Origin of the sequence: Streptomyces tirandamycinicus (assembly GCF_003097515.1) — a bacterium.
In the GTDB taxonomy this organism is placed as follows: Bacteria; Actinomycetota; Actinomycetes; order Streptomycetales; family Streptomycetaceae; genus Streptomyces; species Streptomyces tirandamycinicus.
The window spans coordinates 6,998,047-7,013,679 of record NZ_CP029188.1 but is presented as its reverse complement, the minus strand read 5'-3'; the positions used below and the strand labels follow the sequence as shown (position 1 = coordinate 7,013,679).

The 15,633-nt window shown below is 73.3% G+C and carries 13 protein-coding genes and 3 pseudogenes; 8 read left to right on the top strand and 8 right to left on the bottom strand.

Annotated elements, in window-relative coordinates; translation table 11 throughout:
- Positions 1-320 precede the first annotated feature (320 nt).
- On the bottom strand, positions 321-1,565 hold the full coding sequence (locus tag DDW44_RS30275) for a cytochrome P450 (protein WP_018890608.1): 1,245 nt from the start codon (positions 1,563-1,565) through the stop codon (positions 321-323).
- Between the two features lie 517 nt (positions 1,566-2,082).
- On the bottom strand, positions 2,083-3,603 hold the full coding sequence (locus DDW44_RS30270) for a ricin-type beta-trefoil lectin domain protein (RefSeq protein WP_108908479.1): 1,521 nt from the start codon (positions 3,601-3,603) through the stop codon (positions 2,083-2,085).
- A gap of 360 nt (positions 3,604-3,963) precedes the next feature.
- Here DDW44_RS30270 and DDW44_RS30265 point away from each other — a divergent pair, with 360 nt between their 5' ends.
- The 5 genes from DDW44_RS30265 (at position 3,964) to DDW44_RS30255 (ending at position 7,195) form a co-directional block, all read left to right on the top strand.
- Positions 3,964-4,590: a TetR/AcrR family transcriptional regulator gene (locus tag DDW44_RS30265; protein ID WP_108908478.1), complete on the top strand. Its 627-nt coding sequence runs from the start codon at positions 3,964-3,966 to the stop codon at positions 4,588-4,590.
- Positions 4,574-4,936 (top strand): phytanoyl-CoA dioxygenase family protein, encoded by a 363-nt coding sequence (locus DDW44_RS33120; protein WP_244224157.1) that lies wholly within the window; start codon positions 4,574-4,576, stop codon positions 4,934-4,936. Before DDW44_RS30265 ends, DDW44_RS33120 begins: the two co-directional genes overlap by 17 nt.
- Positions 4,917-5,120 carry a phytanoyl-CoA dioxygenase family protein gene (locus DDW44_RS33425; protein ID WP_341867095.1) on the top strand — a complete coding sequence of 68 codons (204 nt, stop codon included), beginning with the start codon at positions 4,917-4,919 and terminating at the stop codon, positions 5,118-5,120. Before DDW44_RS33120 ends, DDW44_RS33425 begins: the two co-directional genes overlap by 20 nt.
- A complete protein-coding gene (locus DDW44_RS33115) occupies positions 5,078-5,422 on the top strand; it encodes a phytanoyl-CoA dioxygenase family protein (protein ID WP_244224156.1) in 345 nt (114 codons plus the stop codon). Before DDW44_RS33425 ends, DDW44_RS33115 begins: the two co-directional genes overlap by 43 nt.
- A gap of 471 nt (positions 5,423-5,893) precedes the next feature.
- Positions 5,894-7,195: an MFS transporter gene (locus tag DDW44_RS30255; RefSeq protein WP_244224155.1), complete on the top strand. Its 1,302-nt coding sequence runs from the start codon at positions 5,894-5,896 to the stop codon at positions 7,193-7,195.
- Positions 7,196-7,512: 317 nt separating this feature from the next.
- On the opposite strand, the gene DDW44_RS30250 is transcribed toward DDW44_RS30255, so the two are convergent.
- From DDW44_RS30250 to DDW44_RS30240, 3 genes are all read right to left on the bottom strand, one after another.
- Positions 7,513-7,935 (bottom strand): MmpS family transport accessory protein, encoded by a 423-nt coding sequence (locus DDW44_RS30250; protein ID WP_018890603.1) that lies wholly within the window; start codon positions 7,933-7,935, stop codon positions 7,513-7,515.
- A gap of 182 nt (positions 7,936-8,117) precedes the next feature.
- Positions 8,118-9,059 carry an endonuclease/exonuclease/phosphatase family protein gene (locus tag DDW44_RS30245; protein WP_244224154.1) on the bottom strand — a complete coding sequence of 314 codons (942 nt, stop codon included), beginning with the start codon at positions 9,057-9,059 and terminating at the stop codon, positions 8,118-8,120.
- 321 nt (positions 9,060-9,380) lie between these two features.
- Positions 9,381-10,856 (bottom strand): SulP family inorganic anion transporter, encoded by a 1,476-nt coding sequence (locus DDW44_RS30240; protein WP_018890601.1) that lies wholly within the window; start codon positions 10,854-10,856, stop codon positions 9,381-9,383.
- A gap of 500 nt (positions 10,857-11,356) precedes the next feature.
- Here DDW44_RS30240 and DDW44_RS30230 point away from each other — a divergent pair, with 500 nt between their 5' ends.
- The 3 genes and pseudogenes from DDW44_RS30230 to DDW44_RS33110 form a co-directional block, all read left to right on the top strand.
- On the top strand, positions 11,357-11,764 hold the full coding sequence (locus tag DDW44_RS30230) for a MerR family transcriptional regulator (RefSeq protein ID WP_108908475.1): 408 nt from the start codon (positions 11,357-11,359) through the stop codon (positions 11,762-11,764).
- 316 nt (positions 11,765-12,080) lie between these two features.
- Positions 12,081-12,731, top strand: a pseudogene (locus DDW44_RS30220) (ATP-binding cassette domain-containing protein); the annotation flags it as partial.
- Between the two features lie 125 nt (positions 12,732-12,856).
- Positions 12,857-13,132, top strand: a pseudogene (locus tag DDW44_RS33110) (ABC transporter ATP-binding protein); the annotation flags it as partial.
- Positions 13,133-13,416: 284 nt separating this feature from the next.
- Here DDW44_RS33110 and DDW44_RS30210 read toward each other — a convergent pair.
- The 3 genes and pseudogenes from DDW44_RS30210 to DDW44_RS30200 all read right to left on the bottom strand — a co-directional run.
- On the bottom strand, positions 13,417-13,986 hold the full coding sequence (locus DDW44_RS30210; RefSeq protein WP_167455598.1) for a response regulator transcription factor: 570 nt from the start codon (positions 13,984-13,986) through the stop codon (positions 13,417-13,419).
- Between the two features lie 541 nt (positions 13,987-14,527).
- Positions 14,528-14,938, bottom strand: a complete 411-nt coding sequence (locus DDW44_RS30205) for a Fur family transcriptional regulator (RefSeq protein ID WP_017946996.1) — start codon at positions 14,936-14,938, stop codon at positions 14,528-14,530.
- A 253-nt stretch (positions 14,939-15,191) separates the two neighbouring features.
- Positions 15,192-15,554: pseudogene (locus tag DDW44_RS30200) on the bottom strand (IS30 family transposase); the annotation flags it as partial.
- Between the last annotated feature and the right edge of the window lie 79 nt (positions 15,555-15,633).

Genomic DNA, 15,633 nt, shown 5'->3' with positions numbered 1-15,633 from the left:
CGGCGGCGGCGCAGAGTGCGGTCCTGGCAACGACATGCATGTGGGGATCCTTTCTCGTGGTGCTGCGGGCCCGCCGGGTTCTCGTCCTCCCCGGTGGGTCCGACCTGGGTTCACCACGCTAGGAAGTGCGGACCGCCGCCGTGATCCACCGATCGGCTCCCGCGACGGGGGAATCGCGGGATCCGTCCGGGGGACGGATGTCGCTCCCTCGGGGGACGGGCCGCCCACGCCGGTGCGGCCGCGGCACGGCCCCGCCTCGTGGGAGACGGGGCCGTGGAAGGCGAGGGGCCGCGCGCGGCGGGACGAGGGGCGGTCGCGGGTCAGGGCCGGATGTCGTCGCAGCCGAGGTACAGGTGCCGGGGTCCGCGCAGGACCGCGTTGCTGCGGTAGGGCGGAGGGTCCTCCAGCAGCCGGGGATTGTGCAGTCTGCGCGCCAGATGGATCAGGGCGAGCTCCGTCTCCTGCCGGGCGAGCGGGGCGCCGAAGCAGATGTGGATGCCGCTGCCGAAGCCCAGGTGCTCGATGTCTTCGCGGTCGGGGTCGAAACGGTCGGGGTCGGCGAAGCGCCGGGGGTCCCGGTTGCCGGAGCCGGGTACCAGCCAGAGTGCGGCGCCGCTGGGGATGGTGAGGCCGCCGATGTCGATGTCCGCGACGGCGGTGCGATTCGGCATGAGCTGCACCGGCGGCTCGTAGCGCAGCAGTTCCTCCACGATGCGCGGGGCCAGCAGGGGGTCGTCGCGGAGCCGTTTGAGCACCTCGGGATTGCGCAGCAGGGTGAGCATCCCGTTGGTGATCAGGTTGACGGTGGTCTCGTGGCCGGCGATCAGCAGCAGCGCCGCCGTGGTGATGGCCTCCATCGTCGACAGCGTGTCGTCCGCCCCGGAGCCGGCCGCCAGTGCGGAGAGCATGTCGTCGCCCGGCCGGCTGCGGCGTTCCTCGATGAGGCCGGCGAGGTACCCGCCGAGCTGCAGCTGGGCGTCGCGGGTCCGCTGGTTGCGTTCGGTCGGGTCCTCCCCGGGCATGGGGTCCAGGCTGGCGGCGAGGGTGTCCGCCCAGGTGTGGAAGCGTGCTTCGTCCTCGCGGGGGACGCCGAGGAGGCGGCAGATCGCGGTCACGGGGAAGGGGTACGAGAACTGCTCGACGAGGTCGATCCGGCCGGTGTCCTCGATGCCGTCGATGAGGCCGGAGACGACCGCTTCGAGCTCGCCGCGCATCTCCAGGACGCGCCGGGGCGAATGCGGCGGCCCGAAGGAGCGGTTGGTGACCGTGCGCAGCCTGTCGTGTTCCGGGGGGTCCAGGCGCAGGAAGGGGGGCGGCAGGGTGGCACCCTCGCCGCCGTCGCCGCCGTCGTCGGTCATGCCATAGATGTCCTGCACGGTGCGTTTGCGCCGGTCGGAACTGACCCGGGGGTCGTGGAGGAGGCTCAGGATCTCCCAGTAGGTGCTGACGACGTAGGTGCCGTGCCCGTCGTGGAGCACCGGCGTCTCGCGGAGCTTCGCGTAGAGGGGGTAGGGGTCCGCGCGGTTTTCGTAGTCGAGGATCTGCCGGATCAGGGGTTGGGTCATGGCGTTTCCTTGGAGGTCCCTCGTGGCCGGTGCCGGGCACCGGGCCCTTGGCAGCACCATACGGAGGGGCTGGGTAAGGCGGTCGTAACGGCTCGCGGCCGCGGGGTGTGTGACGCACCCGCCTGGTGGCTCGGCGGCCCGGGGTGATCCGCGGGGCACCCGTGGCGGCCCTGTCGGTTCCGGCATCCGGCCGGGCGGCTGCGATCCGCCCGCCACGGGTCGGGCCGGCCGGCCCGACCGCGCGCCGAGGGGTGGTCGACGAGGGGAGCCGGGACGGCCGTCCACCGGCTCCACCACCAGCATGATGGCCCGCGGCCGACTGTGCGAACCGGAACGCGGCGGAGCCCGGTCCACGGGGGTGGGAGCGGATCGTCTCCGCTCCCACCCGCGCGGGCCTCGGTGTGGCGCCGGGCACGGAGCCGACCGGTCAGCCGATCGCAGGGATTGCATGGGCGGCCGGACTCAGGCGGGCCACGGAGTCGGCCGGACTCAGACGAGACCGCGGAGGCGGCCGGACTCAGACGAAGCGCTGCCCTGCCGAGCCGTCGCAGGGGCGCAGGCGCAGCTCGTCCCGGGCGGAGGCCAGCGTCAGGCACAGGTGCTGCGCCGACCTCGGGCTGATGGTGCCGTCCCTGAGGACGAAGCGCTGGTTGGGACCGCCGTGGCAGTTCCACAGGTGGAGGGACGCCCCTGCCGTGTAGTCGCCGCGGGGCACGTCCAGGCACCGGTCGTGGGTGAGCGCGCTGTGCAGCGAGCCGCGCTCCCCGTCGTACCACCACTCCTGGTTGCGGCCGCCGTGGCAGTCCCAGCCGCCCACGTCCGAACCGTTCGCGGTCTTCGAGCGGCCGACGTCGACGCAGGTGCCGGTCGCGCGGTTGCGCAGCGGACGGAACATGTCGTCCCACGCGCCCTCGTAGAGCACGGGTCGCGAGGTGCTCGCGGGGTCGGCGCAGCTCGCCTCGCGCCAGTCGACGGCGTACAGCCGGGTCAGGCAGGCCGCGAACGCGGCGTGCCCGCCCTTGTTGGGGTGGAAGGACTGCCGCAGCGAATTGGAGTCCGGGGGAAAGGGGTTGAAGAGGTCGATGTGGAGTCCTCGCGCCCACGCGCCGTCCATGCACACCTCGTGCCCGTGGAAGAGGCGCGAGTTGTCGAGGTAGACCGCGCCGGCGTTGCGCGCCGCTTCGCGGATGCCCCGCTCGAAGGCGGGGACGGCCTGGTTGCGGCCCCAGGCGGCGTCGGAGTCGTAGCCGGTGCAGCCGCCCAGCAGCTTGCCCCGGAAGCGCGGGTTGTCGTAGACGTCCGGGCCCACGGGGCTCGGGTAGCCCATGACGACGAGTTTGTAGTCGGAGTCCGCGTAGCCGGCCTCGCGCATCACGGTCCGCAGGTCGCGCGCGGCCTGCTCGACCTTGGGCCGCAGCCCGTCGACGCGTGCCTGCCAGCCGGGGGCGTAGCCGGGCTCGCAGGCGCCCTTGAACAGGAACCAGCGTGTGACGCAGTCGGTCATCACGGACCCGAAGCGCAGGTCGTCGTTGGCTCCGGCGACCAGCAGCACCATCTTCACGGCGGTGTTGCGCGCCTTGACGGCGAGATGGTCGCTCTGGACGAGTTCGTCGGCGTGCTGCTTGGTGCCGCCGATCACGATGTGCCCGGTCCGGGCGCCGGAGCAGGCGAGGTTGTACGTGGTGTCCGTGCCGATGCCGGTGCGGTGGATCGCCGCGTCGGGTGAGCGGTGGCACCAGTTGTCGGGCCCGTTGGTGCCGGGCTCGTACGTCCCGATGCCCTCTCCGGAGATCTCGCTGTCGCCGAGGGAGACGATGGACGTCTTGCGCTCGGCCAGCGGGCGCTCGGCGGGGCTGCCGTAGAGGGCCGTGGCCTCTGCCGCCCGGATGCGCTCCAGCTCGGCGGGCAGCGGCGCCGAGACGGCTGCGCCGCTGCCGGCCGCGGCCGCCGGCGCCATGGCGGGCAGCCCGGCGAGGGCGGCGGCCGCGGCGACGGCGGTCACGAGCGTGTGTCTGAGTCTGCGTCTTCTGCGGTGCATGGGCGTCCTCCTGTCCGGCGGAACGGTTACCGCCGGTTTCTACTGGGGGGTACGGCGGATGGGAACGCCGCGAACGAGACAAAGGGAGGCCGGTTCCGGTCGTGCGGCGCGGCGGCTGAGGCCACAGCGGATGAGGGAGGCGAAGGCGTCCCTGGTGGCCGGGGGCGGCTTCCGGTGGGCCGCCTCAAAGTCGCGGCGGGAGGGCGCGGCACCGGCTGCCCGGCACGGGCGACCGGGCGACTGAGGGACCGGGGCGACTGAGCGACCGGGCGACCCGGCGCCCTTGAGCTGATGGGTCATCAATCGCCGGTGTCCGCAGACCCGTTGATTGTTGAGTTGAACTCAACTTACTGTGAGGCGGTGACCACGCCCACGCCTCGCGGTGCCGCCTCGCGGGCCCTGCTGCTGCGCGCCGCGGCCGAGGAGCTGACCGGGAGCGGGAGGGTCGAGGTCGCAGCCGTCGCCCGCCGGGCCGGAGTCAGCGTAGGCCTGCCCTACCGCTACTTCGGCAGCCGGACCGGCCTGCTCATCGCCGTGGTCGAGTCCTTCTACGAACGGCTCGCGGCGGCCTGCGTGCTGCGTGAGTACGACGATCCGGCCTGGGCCGAGCGGGAGTCGCGCAGGGTGCGCGACTGGGTCGGGTTCCTCTACGCCGAGCCGCTGGCCCCGATGATCCTCGGCGGCCTGGTCGGCGAGGGCGAGGTGGCCGCCTTCCGCACGCGCCGGCTCGCCGGCATCGTCGAACTCGGGGCGCGCAACATCGCCGGTGCCCAGCGCACGGGCGAGGTCCCGGCCGGTGGCGACGCCGAGTTGCTGGCCGCCGCCACCCTCGCGGGAGCGTCCGCCATGGTCGCGGTGGCCCTCGCCCGCACACCGCGCCCGCCCGCGGAGGAGGTGGCCGCCCAGGTGTGGGCGTTCATCCGTGGCGCGATGAACCTGCCCGGCGCCGCCTCCGGAGAGGACGCACACCGTGCCCCCGATTCCTGATGCCCACCGCCTGGCGGGCGGCGAGCACGCCGCTGCGCCGGGACACGCCGCCGATGACCTGCCGTCCGGGTATCCGCGCGGGCACGGCGCGGGCGCACGGGTCGACCGAGCCACCGTCGAATACGACCTCGCCGCCCTCGAACGCGACGGCTATGTCGTCCTCCCCGGCCTCCTCACCCCCCTCGAGTGCGCCGAGATCCGGCACACGGTGGCGCCGCTGCTCAACCGGGCCGGCCGCAGCGCCTTCGAGGGGCACCGCACACAACGCGTCCACGGTCTGCTCAACAAGACCCGCCGCTGCGACCGGCTGGCCGACCACCCCAGTCATCGACATCAACCACGGTGAACACGCCCAGCCGCTGCACACCGACGACGCGTTCTACCGTTCGCCGCGCCCCAGACCGCCACTCGGGGCCGCGACGATGTGGGCCGTCGACCCCTTCACCCGGGACAACGGTGCGACCGTCCTGCTGCCGGGCAGTCACCCGTGGGGCGACGACCGCCGCCCGGCGGCGACGACACCCGTGTGACGGCCGTGATGCCTCCCGGCTCCTGCCTGTTCTACGTCGGCACCCTGTGGCACGGCGGCGGCGCCAACCGATCGGGTGGCAACCGCCTCGCCGTGACCGCCCAGTACATTCAGCCCTGGCTGCGGCAGCAGGAGGCCTTCACCCTCTCCGTCACCCGCGACACCGCCAGAACGGTGTCCGAGGACATCCGGCGCATGATCGGCTACAGCGTCCATCCCCCGTTCGTCGGCATGGTCGACGGGATGCACCCCCGGCGCCTGCTGGAGGCACGGCCCGCCGCCTCCCGGCCCGCGGGCGGGTGAGCGGGCCCGCGGGTGTCCGGGCGGGCGGGGCGATGCCCGCGGCGCGCCGGAGTCGGTGCCCGGCGTGCGCGAGTCCTCCCGGCACGATGGCGCGGCTGCGCCGGAAGCGTGTCCCGCTCATCTATGGTGCTGGTGCCGCCGCGGCTGGGACTCGGTCCGGCATCCGCACCGGTACGAGGCACAGCCGGCGAGCCGGCGCCGGCGGGTGGAGGCAGGGGATGGCAGATCCGACCGTGCTCCCGAGCGGGGACTACCACGAGCGCCGCTGGCAGGCCCTGACCGGTATCTGCCTGGCCGCCGCCGTGGTGTGGTTGTCCTTCGCCGACTTCGCCGTGGTCATCCCGACCGTGGCCGCGGAGATTCCCGTCACCCTGCCGCAGCTCCAGATGGCCAACAACGCCTTCGGGCTGACGACCGGTGTGCTCGTCCTCGCGGCGGGACGGCTGTGCGACGCGTACGGGCGCCGCCGGGATGCTGGAACTCGGTCTCGTCGGGATGGGCGCCTTCTCGCTGCTCGTGCTGCTCGTGCCGGGGTATCCGGGCCTGGTCCTGAGCCGCGCGCTGATGGGTTGCGCCGCCGCCTTCGTACTCCCCGCCACGCTCGCCCTGATCCCCTCGATGTTCCCGCCGCACGAGCAGGCGCGGGCGTTCGGCGCCTGGATGGGCACCACCTGGATCGGTCAGGCGGCGGGCCCGGCGGTGGGCGGGGTGCTCACTCCCCTCCTCGGCTGGCGCTCCGTCATCTGGATTGCGGTGCCCCTGGGGCTGGCGGCGCTGTGGCTGGTGCGCAGGAGTGTGCTCGTCGAGTCACGTGATCCCGACGCTTCCCGGCACGTGGACGTGCCCGGGCTGCTGACGAGTGGAGCGGCCTTCTTCTCCCTGATCTACGGCTGCACGCTGGGGCAGGAGCGCGGGTTCGTCGATCCGCTGACGCTGGGGCTGCTGGGCGCCGCGGTGCTCCTCGGTACGGCCTTCGTGCTCCTGCAGCGGCGGGCGGCCCAACCGCTGCTCGATCTCGTGCTGTTCTCCTATCCGTCCTTCCGGGGGGCGCTCCTGGCCAACACCGTGATGAACGCCGTGTTCACGGGTGTCGTGTTCCTGCTGGCCGTCTACTTCCAGGACGTGCAGGGGTTCTCCGTGTTCACCACCGGGCTCCTCCTGCTGCCGGCCAGCGTGACCATCCTGGCCCTGATCCCGGTCGGCGGGCGGTTCGAGTCCCGCCGGGGCCCCCGGCTGCCGGTGATGGCCGGCCTGGTGTTCCTGGGGGTCGGGGCGCTGGTCATGGGGGCGCTCGGGCGCGGCGCCGGGTATCCCGTCGTCGTCACGGGCCTGGTGGTGGCGGGTGTCGGGCTCGGTCTGATGTCCATTCCGATGTCGCGTGCGCTGGTCGCGGGACCGCCGCTCAGGCTCGCCGGCACCGCGTCGGGGGTGTTCAAGGAGTCCAGCATGCTCGGCGGCGCCTTCGGTGTGGCCGTCTTCTCCGCCGCTCAGCGCTACTTCGAGGACGACGTCGCGGTGGACGTCGCCCGGGCGGAAGGGCTGTCACAGGACGACGCCGGCACTCTGGCGATCGCGGTGACCGATTCCACCCTGACCGAGCGGCTGCTGTCGGGGGTCGCGCCCGCGACCAAGGAGGTCATCAAGGCGGTCCTGCGCGACGTGCAGGAAACCGGGACCGGGCAGGCGGTCTGGCTGGCGGGGCTGGTGGCCGTGGCGTCCGCTCTGGCCCTCCCGCTGCTCTGGCGCCCGTACCGCGCACGCGGGGCGCGGTGACCGGCGGCCGGCCCGCGTGCCGGTGATGCGGTTGCGGGGCGGGGCGGGTCGGTGGAGCGGTGCCGGGTGTCTCCCGGTGGTGCCGGGGCCGCCGGTCGGCGGTACGGACGTGCGCCACTGCGGCGGGCGATGGGCGGCGGGCGCCACTGCGGCGGGCGATGGGCGGGGGGCGCCACTGCGGCGGGCGGCGGGCGTGGGCCGGGGCGGGGCACCGCCAACGGGCCGCCGACCGCACCACGGCGTTCCCCGTGCACGGGCCCGGTGGCAGGGCCCGCACACGGCGGTGCGGGGCCGCCGTGTGCGGCCTGGCCGGGGGGTTACCCGGCCAGTGGCGAGACGGCGACGCAGCCGCCCGCCGCCACCAGTCCCGCGTCCTTCGACTCCTTGATGACCTTGCCCTTGTAGGTGATCGAGCAGGTCAGTTCGGCCTCGGTGACGTCCACCGCGGTGGGCATGACGGCGGGCGGCATGATGCCCTTCAGCGTCACCGTCTTCTTCCACGGGAGCGTGGGCTTCTGCACCGTCTCGATCTGCGGTTCCAGCGCCGTGCCGCCGCCGGCGTGGAAGTCGATCGAGTCGACGCCCTTGCCCGTGACCTCGTAGGTCACCTCGTATGTGTCGGTGACGGCCTTGTCGACCTGGTCGACGGCCTTGTCCGCGGCCTCGGTGCAGGCGGTGAGGCCGAGTGCGAGGCCGGCGACGGCGAGTGCGCCGACGGCGGCACGGACGGTTCGGAGCATGGGATCCCCCTTGATCACAGTTGCAACCGGCAGGGAATCCCAGGGGTGCGGCAAAGTCAAATCGGTACCCTCGGCACCCGGTTCACGGGGACTCGGCCAAGTCCCGCCCACACCGGCGGACCACACCCGCGGACCACACCCGCCGGCCCTCGCCCCGCGGCCCGGCCCGATCGCGGCGGCGGTCAGCCGTCGCCGTCGACGGTGAAGGCGAACGTCACGGCCGGTGGATTGTGGTCGGACAGCGGCTCCCCCTTGGCGTCGAGGAAGCGCGCGTACTCGTTTCCGTAGCGGGTCGCCTCCAGCGTCACTCCCGGACCACTGCGGTAGAAGACCTTGTCGAGGAGTTCGCACCCGGTGGAGTCCTTGCACGTGGGAGCGTCGTCGTCGACGCCGGGGGTCGAGCCGCCCCGGACGAGCTGGACCCAGGCGTCCGTGAGCCCGTTGCCGTCCCGCAGTTCGCGGACGGCGTCGCCGGATCTGGTGTAGCGGCTGTTGGTGTCGCCGGTGACGATGACCGCCCGCCCGGCGGAGTGCTTCGCGATGTAGCGCGACAGCTGGCGGACGTTGTCCCGGCGGACGCGCAGCATCTCCTCCGTACCGGACCCGGCGTTCATGTGCGCGTTGTAGAGGTCGAGCGACCGCCCGCCGGGCAGTTCCAGCCGCAGGTACGTGAAGCCCTTCGGGGTGAGGCAGTCGGCGTTGGTGCACCGGTCCCACGCCACCCGGTCGAGCTTCCTGATCCTGAAGTCCGACAGGGTGTTGAGTCCGTCCGAGAAGGGCACTCCGGGCACCGGCACCCACGGGGGGACCGACGGGCGGGTCCGGTAGGCGTGCTCGTCGTGGGCGAGGAGGTCTGCGTGGTAGGCGAAGTCCTCCTGGACGTTGACGACGTCGTAGGTGTTGATCCTCTTGGATATCTCCTTCGTGTTCTTCGCGGGCCGACTGCCCGAGAGGGGTTCGGGCAGTCCGGCGATGTTGTAGGTCAGCACGCTGAAGGTGCCGGTGACGGGTGCGGCCGGGGGGCCGTCCGCACGCGCGGCGGGAGTGGCGACCGCGGTCGCGGTGACCACCGCCATGCTCACGGCGAGCAGACCGGCCCGTGGTCCTGTACGTGGTGCCGACATGTTCTGGCCCTTCTCTCGGGGGAGGCGGGGAACGCTGGCACTACCGGGAACCGCGGCTACTGCGGCGACCGGTGCGGTACGCGCGCGGCCCGGCGGGCCGCGGCGGGCGGGAACCGGCCGGGCGGCGCCGGGCCGGTGAGGGCACTGCGCCGCGCCGTGACCCGGCCGGCTCCGTGCCGCGCGAACGGGGGAGCCGGCCCGCAGCCGGGCAGGGGTGGACCGTCATGAACTGACGGGTTGTCATGAACGTATCCTCGGGGCTGAGGGCCGTCGAGCACAACCCGGTGCGCGGGACGGCGGCCCGAGGCCGCCCGGGGCGCGTCAGTGGCTGCCGGTGAGCTCGCCGCTGAGCTTCTCGTGGATCCGGGCGCTGGGCCGGTTGAGACCGACGATCTCGATGCTCTTGCCGCGCTGTGCGTACTTCGTCTCGATCGCGTCGAGGGCGGCGACGGAGGAGGCGTCCCAGATGTGGGCGCCGCTCAGGTCGATGACGACCCTGTCCGGATCCGCGGCGTAGTCGAACTGGCCGACGAGGTCGTTGGAGGAGGCGAAGAAGAGCTCGCCGGTGACGGAGTACACGACGCTGCTGCCGTCGGGGTCGGTGACCGAGGTGACGTTGGCCAGGTGGGCGACGCGCTTGGCGAAGACGACCATCGCGGTGAGGGTGCCGACGACGACACCGACGGCGAGGTTGTGAGTGGCGACCACGCAGCCGACGGTGACCGTCATCACGGTGATCTCCCCGGCGGGCATCCGCCGGAGGGTCCTCGGGGCGATGGAGTGCCAGTCGAAGGTCGCGAAGGACACCATCACCATCACGGCGACGAGCGCGGCCATGGGGATGTCGGAGACCACGGGGCCGAAGACGATGCACAGCACCATCAGGAAGACACCGGCCAGGAAGGTCGACAGACGGGTGCGGGCGCGGGACACCCGCACGTTGATCATGGTCTGGCCGATCATGGCACAGCCGCCCATCCCGCCGAAGAGACCGGTGACGATGTTGGCGATGCCCTGGCCGACGGACTCGCGGGTCTTGGAGGAGTGGGTGTCGGTGATGTCGTCCACCAGCTTGGCGGTCATCAGGGACTCCATCAGGCCGACCAGCGCCATGGCGAGCGCGTACGGCGCGATGGTGGTCAGCGTGTCCAGGGTGAACGGGACGTCGGGAAGGCCGGGCACGGGCAGGGAGGAGGGCAGGTCGCCCTTGTCGCCGACGGTCGGCACGGCGATCCCGGCCGCGACCGTGATGACGGTGAGGACCACGATCGAGACCAGCGGCGCCGGGATCACCCTGGTGACCCTCGGGAAGAACACCATGAGTGCCAGCCCGCCCACGACCAGCGGGTAGACGGCCCAGGGCACCCCCGCCAGCTCGGGCACCTGGGCCATGAAGATCAGGATGGCGAGGGCGTTGACGAAGCCGACCATGACCGAGCGGGGCACGAACCGCATCAGCTTCGCGACACCGAGCGCGCCGAGGACGATCTGGAAGACACCGGCCAGGATGACCGCGGCGATCAGGTAGCCGAGGCCGTGCTCGCGGTTGAGCGGGGCGATGACCAGGGCGACCGCGCCGGTCGCCGCGGAGATCATCGCGCGTCGGCCGCCGACGATCGCGATGGTCACGGCCATCGTGAAGGAGGCGAACAGGCCGATCGCCGGATCGACCCCGGCGATGATCGAGAAGGAGATCGCCTCGGGGATCAGCGCCAGGGCGACGACCAGGCCGGCCAGGATCTCGGTGCGCCAGACGCGCGGATCGGACAGCCAGTCGGGCTTCAGGCCACGCAGCATGGCGGCCGGGGACGGTGCGGAGGAAGACAACGGAGGCAGAACCTGTCGTGCTCGGGCACGCCCGGCATCACCTGGGGCGCGCAGGAGGGGCGCGGGAGGCCGGGCGGCCTTCCGCGGCGTCCGCCGGCGGCGGACTCAGGGGCAGGGGGCGGCTGCGGCCGCCGGTCCCGAAGGCCCGGACGCCGCTCGGGGACGAGGCATCAGGGCGGGCAGGCGGCGGCGCTCGGCACCATGGGCATGCGCACGCTCTCTCCTGCGGGCTCGGTGTCGTCCGGGGGCGTCGTCGGCCCCGGCGCGGCGGGGAAGTGCGGGAGGATGTCCCCGCACCACGGCAAGGGGCCGGCCCACGGGCCGACCCGGCACGACAACTCTACCCTAACGTTACGGTAGAGACGGCAGAGACGGCAGCCGCCCTTCGCGAGGGCGGCCGGGACGAGGAAGGCGGGCGGGTGCGAGGTCACGACCCCACCGAGGAGGACCGCGGCAGACATGGCCCTCCCATGAGCCGCGGGCACATGCAGATCGGCGAGGTCGCCGCGCGGACCGAGCTGTCGCTGCGCACCATCCGGCACTACGAGGAGACCGGCCTGGTCAGCCCGTCCGCCCGGTCCCAGGGCGGGTTCCGCCTCTATACCGAGGCCGACGTCGCCCGCCTGATGGTGATCCGCCGGATGAAGCCGCTGGGCTTCACCCTGGACCAGATGCGCGAACTGCTCGCCGCGACCGACCGCCTCGACTCCGGCGAGGAACTGCCCGCCGCGGAGCGCGCCGAACTGCTCGGGCGGATCCGCGCCTTCGAGCAGGACGCTCAGCGGGCCGTGGCGGACCTGCGCGTCCGGCTCGCCCGCGCCGAGGAGTTCGCCGCCACACTGCGCGAACGGCTTCCGCAGGACGCGGCCGCTCCGTGACCGCGCGGGCAGGCGCAGCTGCACGAGGAGCCGCGGCCATCGGGCCGTTCATGCCCGGCACGCCTTGGCGACACGTGTCCGCGGCTCGTTCCGCGGCAGGCCTCCGCGCAACGTGCAGCGGGACGTTCAGCGGTTCGGCCTTGGCCGCACGTTCGTACTGCACGTCCATGAGGGTGCCGACGGCCGGGGGCCGCTGCAGCCACGGGAGGCCGTGCCGCTGAAGGTCCGCCCACGCGCCGCGACGGTGAGCGGAGTCGGGCGCGGCGCGTGGTCGCAGCGCGGCGCGTGACCGCGGGGCGGCGCGTTTCGCAGCCCGCGGGACGCCCTGGCCGGGCTGCCCGGTCGGCTGGCGGACGCCGCCACCGGCACGGTCCACCTGGACGGCGTCCCCGTCGCGGAGATCGACCCCGCAGTCCTGCGCCGGGAGGTGACATACGCCTTCGAACGGCCCGCGCTGCTCGGCACGACCGTCGCGGACTGCATCGCCTTCGGGCCGTACGCCCCACCCCCTGCCGAGGTGGTCGCCGCCGCCCGGGCCGCGGACGCCGACGCCTTCGTCCGGCGGCTGCCGGAGGGCTACGACACGCCGCTGGACCGCGCGCCGCTGTCCGGCGGCGAGGCGCAACGACTGGGTCTCGCACGGGCCTTCGCGCACGCCGGACGGCTGCTCGTCCTGGACGACGCCACATCGAGCCTGGACAGCGTCACCGAGCGCCGGGTCGCCCAGGCCCTGCTGCACCAGGTCCGGCCCGGCACCCGTCTGGTCGTCGCCCACCGGGTCTCGTCGGCGGCTCGGGCCGACCTCGTGGCCTGGCTCGACGATGGCCGCGTCCGGGCGGTGGGCCCGCATGCCGCGTTGTGGGAACTGCCCGGGTACCGTGCCGTGTTCGCCGCACCGGACGACGACTCGGGCCGCGCGCCGTACGGTTCGGCGGGGAACGACGAGCCGGCCGAGAGCGCCCGATGACGGCCGGAGGGCGGGTGCCCGCGGCCGTGGGCGCAGCCGGGCACGGGGCGGGGAGCACTCCCCCACGCCGGCACCGTCCCTCTCCGCCCGGGGAGCCCGATCCGGTCCGGGGGGCGCTGCGGAGGATGCTGCCGCACGCGGTCCCCTTCCTCGGCCGGCGGCGCGGCGCCGTGGTGCGCCTCGGCGCCTGGTCGCTGCTGGAGTCCGTGCAGACCTTCCTCGGCGGATACGGCGTGGCCGCGGCACTGGACCGCGGCTTCCTCGCGGGGCGGCCGGGGGTGGGGCTGGTCTGGCTGGCCGTGGCCGCCGCGGCGGTCATCGCCGGAGGTGCGGCCCCGAGCAGGGTGTTCCACCATCCCGCCGGACTGGTGGAGCCGCTGCGCGACGGCCTCGTCCGCCGGGAGAACTGCTGCGGCGGTCGGAGACCTACCGGGACCTCGTGGGGCACTGGGTTCCCCGGCATCCCTGAGCCTCGGACTGCGACGGCGGGGTGGCGGCAATCCGTACCGGGAGCGGGAGCGGGGGCACGCCGGGAGCCCGGCCCGCCGACGACGGACGGACGGCGACAGACGGCGACGGACGGCCCCGTCCCCACGGGCGGGGCACCGCACCCTCGCATGCGGGGCACGGCCTCCTCACCGGCAGGGCGGCGCTCTCACGGGCCTCGCGCGGGCGTTTCCGCCCCTCAGACCCAGCCCGCGTGCTGGGACTTCCGTATCGCGTCGACCCGGTTGCGGGCTCCGGTCTTGCGGGTGATCGCGGACATGTAGTTGCGTACGGTCCCGAGCGACAGATGCAGCTTGCGTGCGATCTCGGCGATCGTCGACCCCTCCGCGGCGAGCCGCAGCACGCTGAGCTCGCGCGGCGTCAGAGGCATCTCCGCGGCCTGGAGAAAGCCGAAGGCGAGCGATTCGTCGACGAACCGCTCGCCTGCCGCCACCTGCCTGATGGCCTCCACTAACCGCCGAGGACCGGCGTCCTTGCTGACGTAGCCGAGGGCGCCCGCGTCGAAAGCGCGGCGCAGCGGACCCGGCCGGGCGGCCGTGGCCAGCGCGAGCAGTGCGCAGGCCGGTCCGGTCGCACCTCGGGCCGGCCCGACCAGAGTCCCCAGCATGACCGCACCGGGGCACTCGACGTCCACGACGCAGACGTGCGGGCGCACGGAGCGCGCCTGTCCGGCGGCCGCCCGCCACGAGGATCCGCTGACCTCCAGGTCGCTTTCCTTCCCCAGCAACGCCGCCAGCGCTGACCGCATAAGACAGCCGTCGTGCACCAGCAGCACTCTGATCACGTTCGCTCCCCCTCAACTGCCTCGCAGCCCCATGTGACCGGCCGGATACCAGTGGTCAGTACGTACAGCCGGTGCCCGCGGATCGGACACGTAGTCGCCGTCGGGGAGGCACAGGAACGCTCAAACCAAGCCGAATGCGCCCCAGTGCGCCCTCTGTGCGCCGAGCGCGCATTGGAGCGCAGTGGGGCGCGTTGCAGCGCACAGGAGGGCGGACCGGTGGCGATCACGCGCGGTTCCGCGCCGGGCCGGCGGGGCGCGGGCGGGTACGGCCGCCCGGTCGCGTGCTCTCCTGGGCCGCCCACCGGCTCCGGTGCCCGGCGCCAGCGGGTGGGCGTTGCTGTGATCGGGAGAGAGCGGGACGTCGCGAGATCAGGACGTGGCGAGATCAGGACGTGACGAGGTCGCGAGGCCGGGAGAGCGGACGCCGCGAGAGCGGGAGATCAGGCCGTCGCGAGGCCGGGAGGCCGGGACGTAGGGAGGTCGGTCGGGTCCGCGCCCGGGGGGGTCAGGCGCAGGACGGGCACAGCCCGCGGTAGGTGACCTCGGCCCCGGACACCGTGAACCCGAACCGCTGCTCGGCCGGAAGGGAGGCCAGCGGGTCCCCGGCCGGGCGGACGTCGCGGATGGTGCCGCAACCGGAGCACACCAGGTGCTGGTGCGGGTGGTGTGCGTTGGGGTCGTAGCGCTTGGCGCGGCCGTCCGTGGAGACCTCTGCGACCTCGCCGAGAGCAACCAGTTCACCCAGCGTGTTGTAGACGGTCGCCCGGGAGATCTCGGGCAGCCGCCGCACGGCGCGGGCGTGCACCTCGTCCGCCGTGAGGTGCACATGGTCGCCGTCGAGGACCTGAGCCACGACGCGCCGCTGGGCGGTCACCCGCCAGCCACGTGCTCGCAGCCGCTCCAGCAGGTCGCTCATGTCGGTTCACCTATTCGCACTCGACGGGACGGCCGAAGTCTACCCGCGGATGTCCGAAATCTGATCGGATATGGATCAGGCGAGCTTCTTGACCTGGACTGTGTCCATCGTAGGATCGGTTCCGGCGACAGCCAAGAGTGCAGAGGACTCCCGCACGGCAGGAGACGAGGACATGACGGGAACACCGCCGCCGATCCGCACCGTGCCGGCCGGCGGATGACGGCCACCGGCGTCACGCCGTCCGCGACGGCCACCGCGACCGCGGAGGACGCAGCCCGCCCCGGCGCCGGGGCGGGCACCTCCCCGGCGCGCGCCCGGGTCGGCGCCCCTGGATGAACAATGCCTGGTAGATGGCCTCGTGCGAGATGCGCATCGTGTCGTCCTTGGGGAAGTCGAGCGGCAGTCGGCGGGCGATCTGCTCGGGGCTCCATGCCGTCCCCCACCGTCGGTCCGCCCTGCGGCCGTGCCGCCGCTTCTTCCACGGTACTTCCGGGCTGGCCACCTCGCTGCCGTCCTCCGTACGCACGGTCCCGGCCAGCCGGTCCTGCACCCACTCCCGCAACCGCGGATTCTGCTTGAGCTTGCAGGACTTGGGGCGGCGAGCGGGCCGGTCCGCGGCCGGTGAACACCCGTGGCGCCCGCGACGCGCGCACCACGCGGCCCGGCGGCCGCCGTTCCGCCGCCCGGCCGGGACG

Coding starts and splice junctions, on each gene's coding strand:
- DDW44_RS30275 (WP_018890608.1), bottom strand. CDS start 1,565: ATGACCCAACCCCTGATCCGGCAGATCCTCGACTACGAAAACCGCGCG.
- DDW44_RS30270 (WP_108908479.1), bottom strand. CDS start 3,603: ATGCACCGCAGAAGACGCAGACTCAGACACACGCTCGTGACCGCCGTC.
- DDW44_RS30255 (WP_244224155.1), top strand. CDS start 5,894: ATGCTGGAACTCGGTCTCGTCGGGATGGGCGCCTTCTCGCTGCTCGTG.
- DDW44_RS30250 (WP_018890603.1), bottom strand. CDS start 7,935: ATGCTCCGAACCGTCCGTGCCGCCGTCGGCGCACTCGCCGTCGCCGGC.
- DDW44_RS30245 (WP_244224154.1), bottom strand. CDS start 9,059: ATGTCGGCACCACGTACAGGACCACGGGCCGGTCTGCTCGCCGTGAGC.
- DDW44_RS30240 (WP_018890601.1), bottom strand. CDS start 10,856: ATGCTGCGTGGCCTGAAGCCCGACTGGCTGTCCGATCCGCGCGTCTGG.
- DDW44_RS30230 (WP_108908475.1), top strand. CDS start 11,357: ATGAGCCGCGGGCACATGCAGATCGGCGAGGTCGCCGCGCGGACCGAG.
- DDW44_RS30210 (WP_167455598.1), bottom strand. CDS start 13,986: ATGCGGTCAGCGCTGGCGGCGTTGCTGGGGAAGGAAAGCGACCTGGAG.
- DDW44_RS30205 (WP_017946996.1), bottom strand. CDS start 14,938: ATGAGCGACCTGCTGGAGCGGCTGCGAGCACGTGGCTGGCGGGTGACC.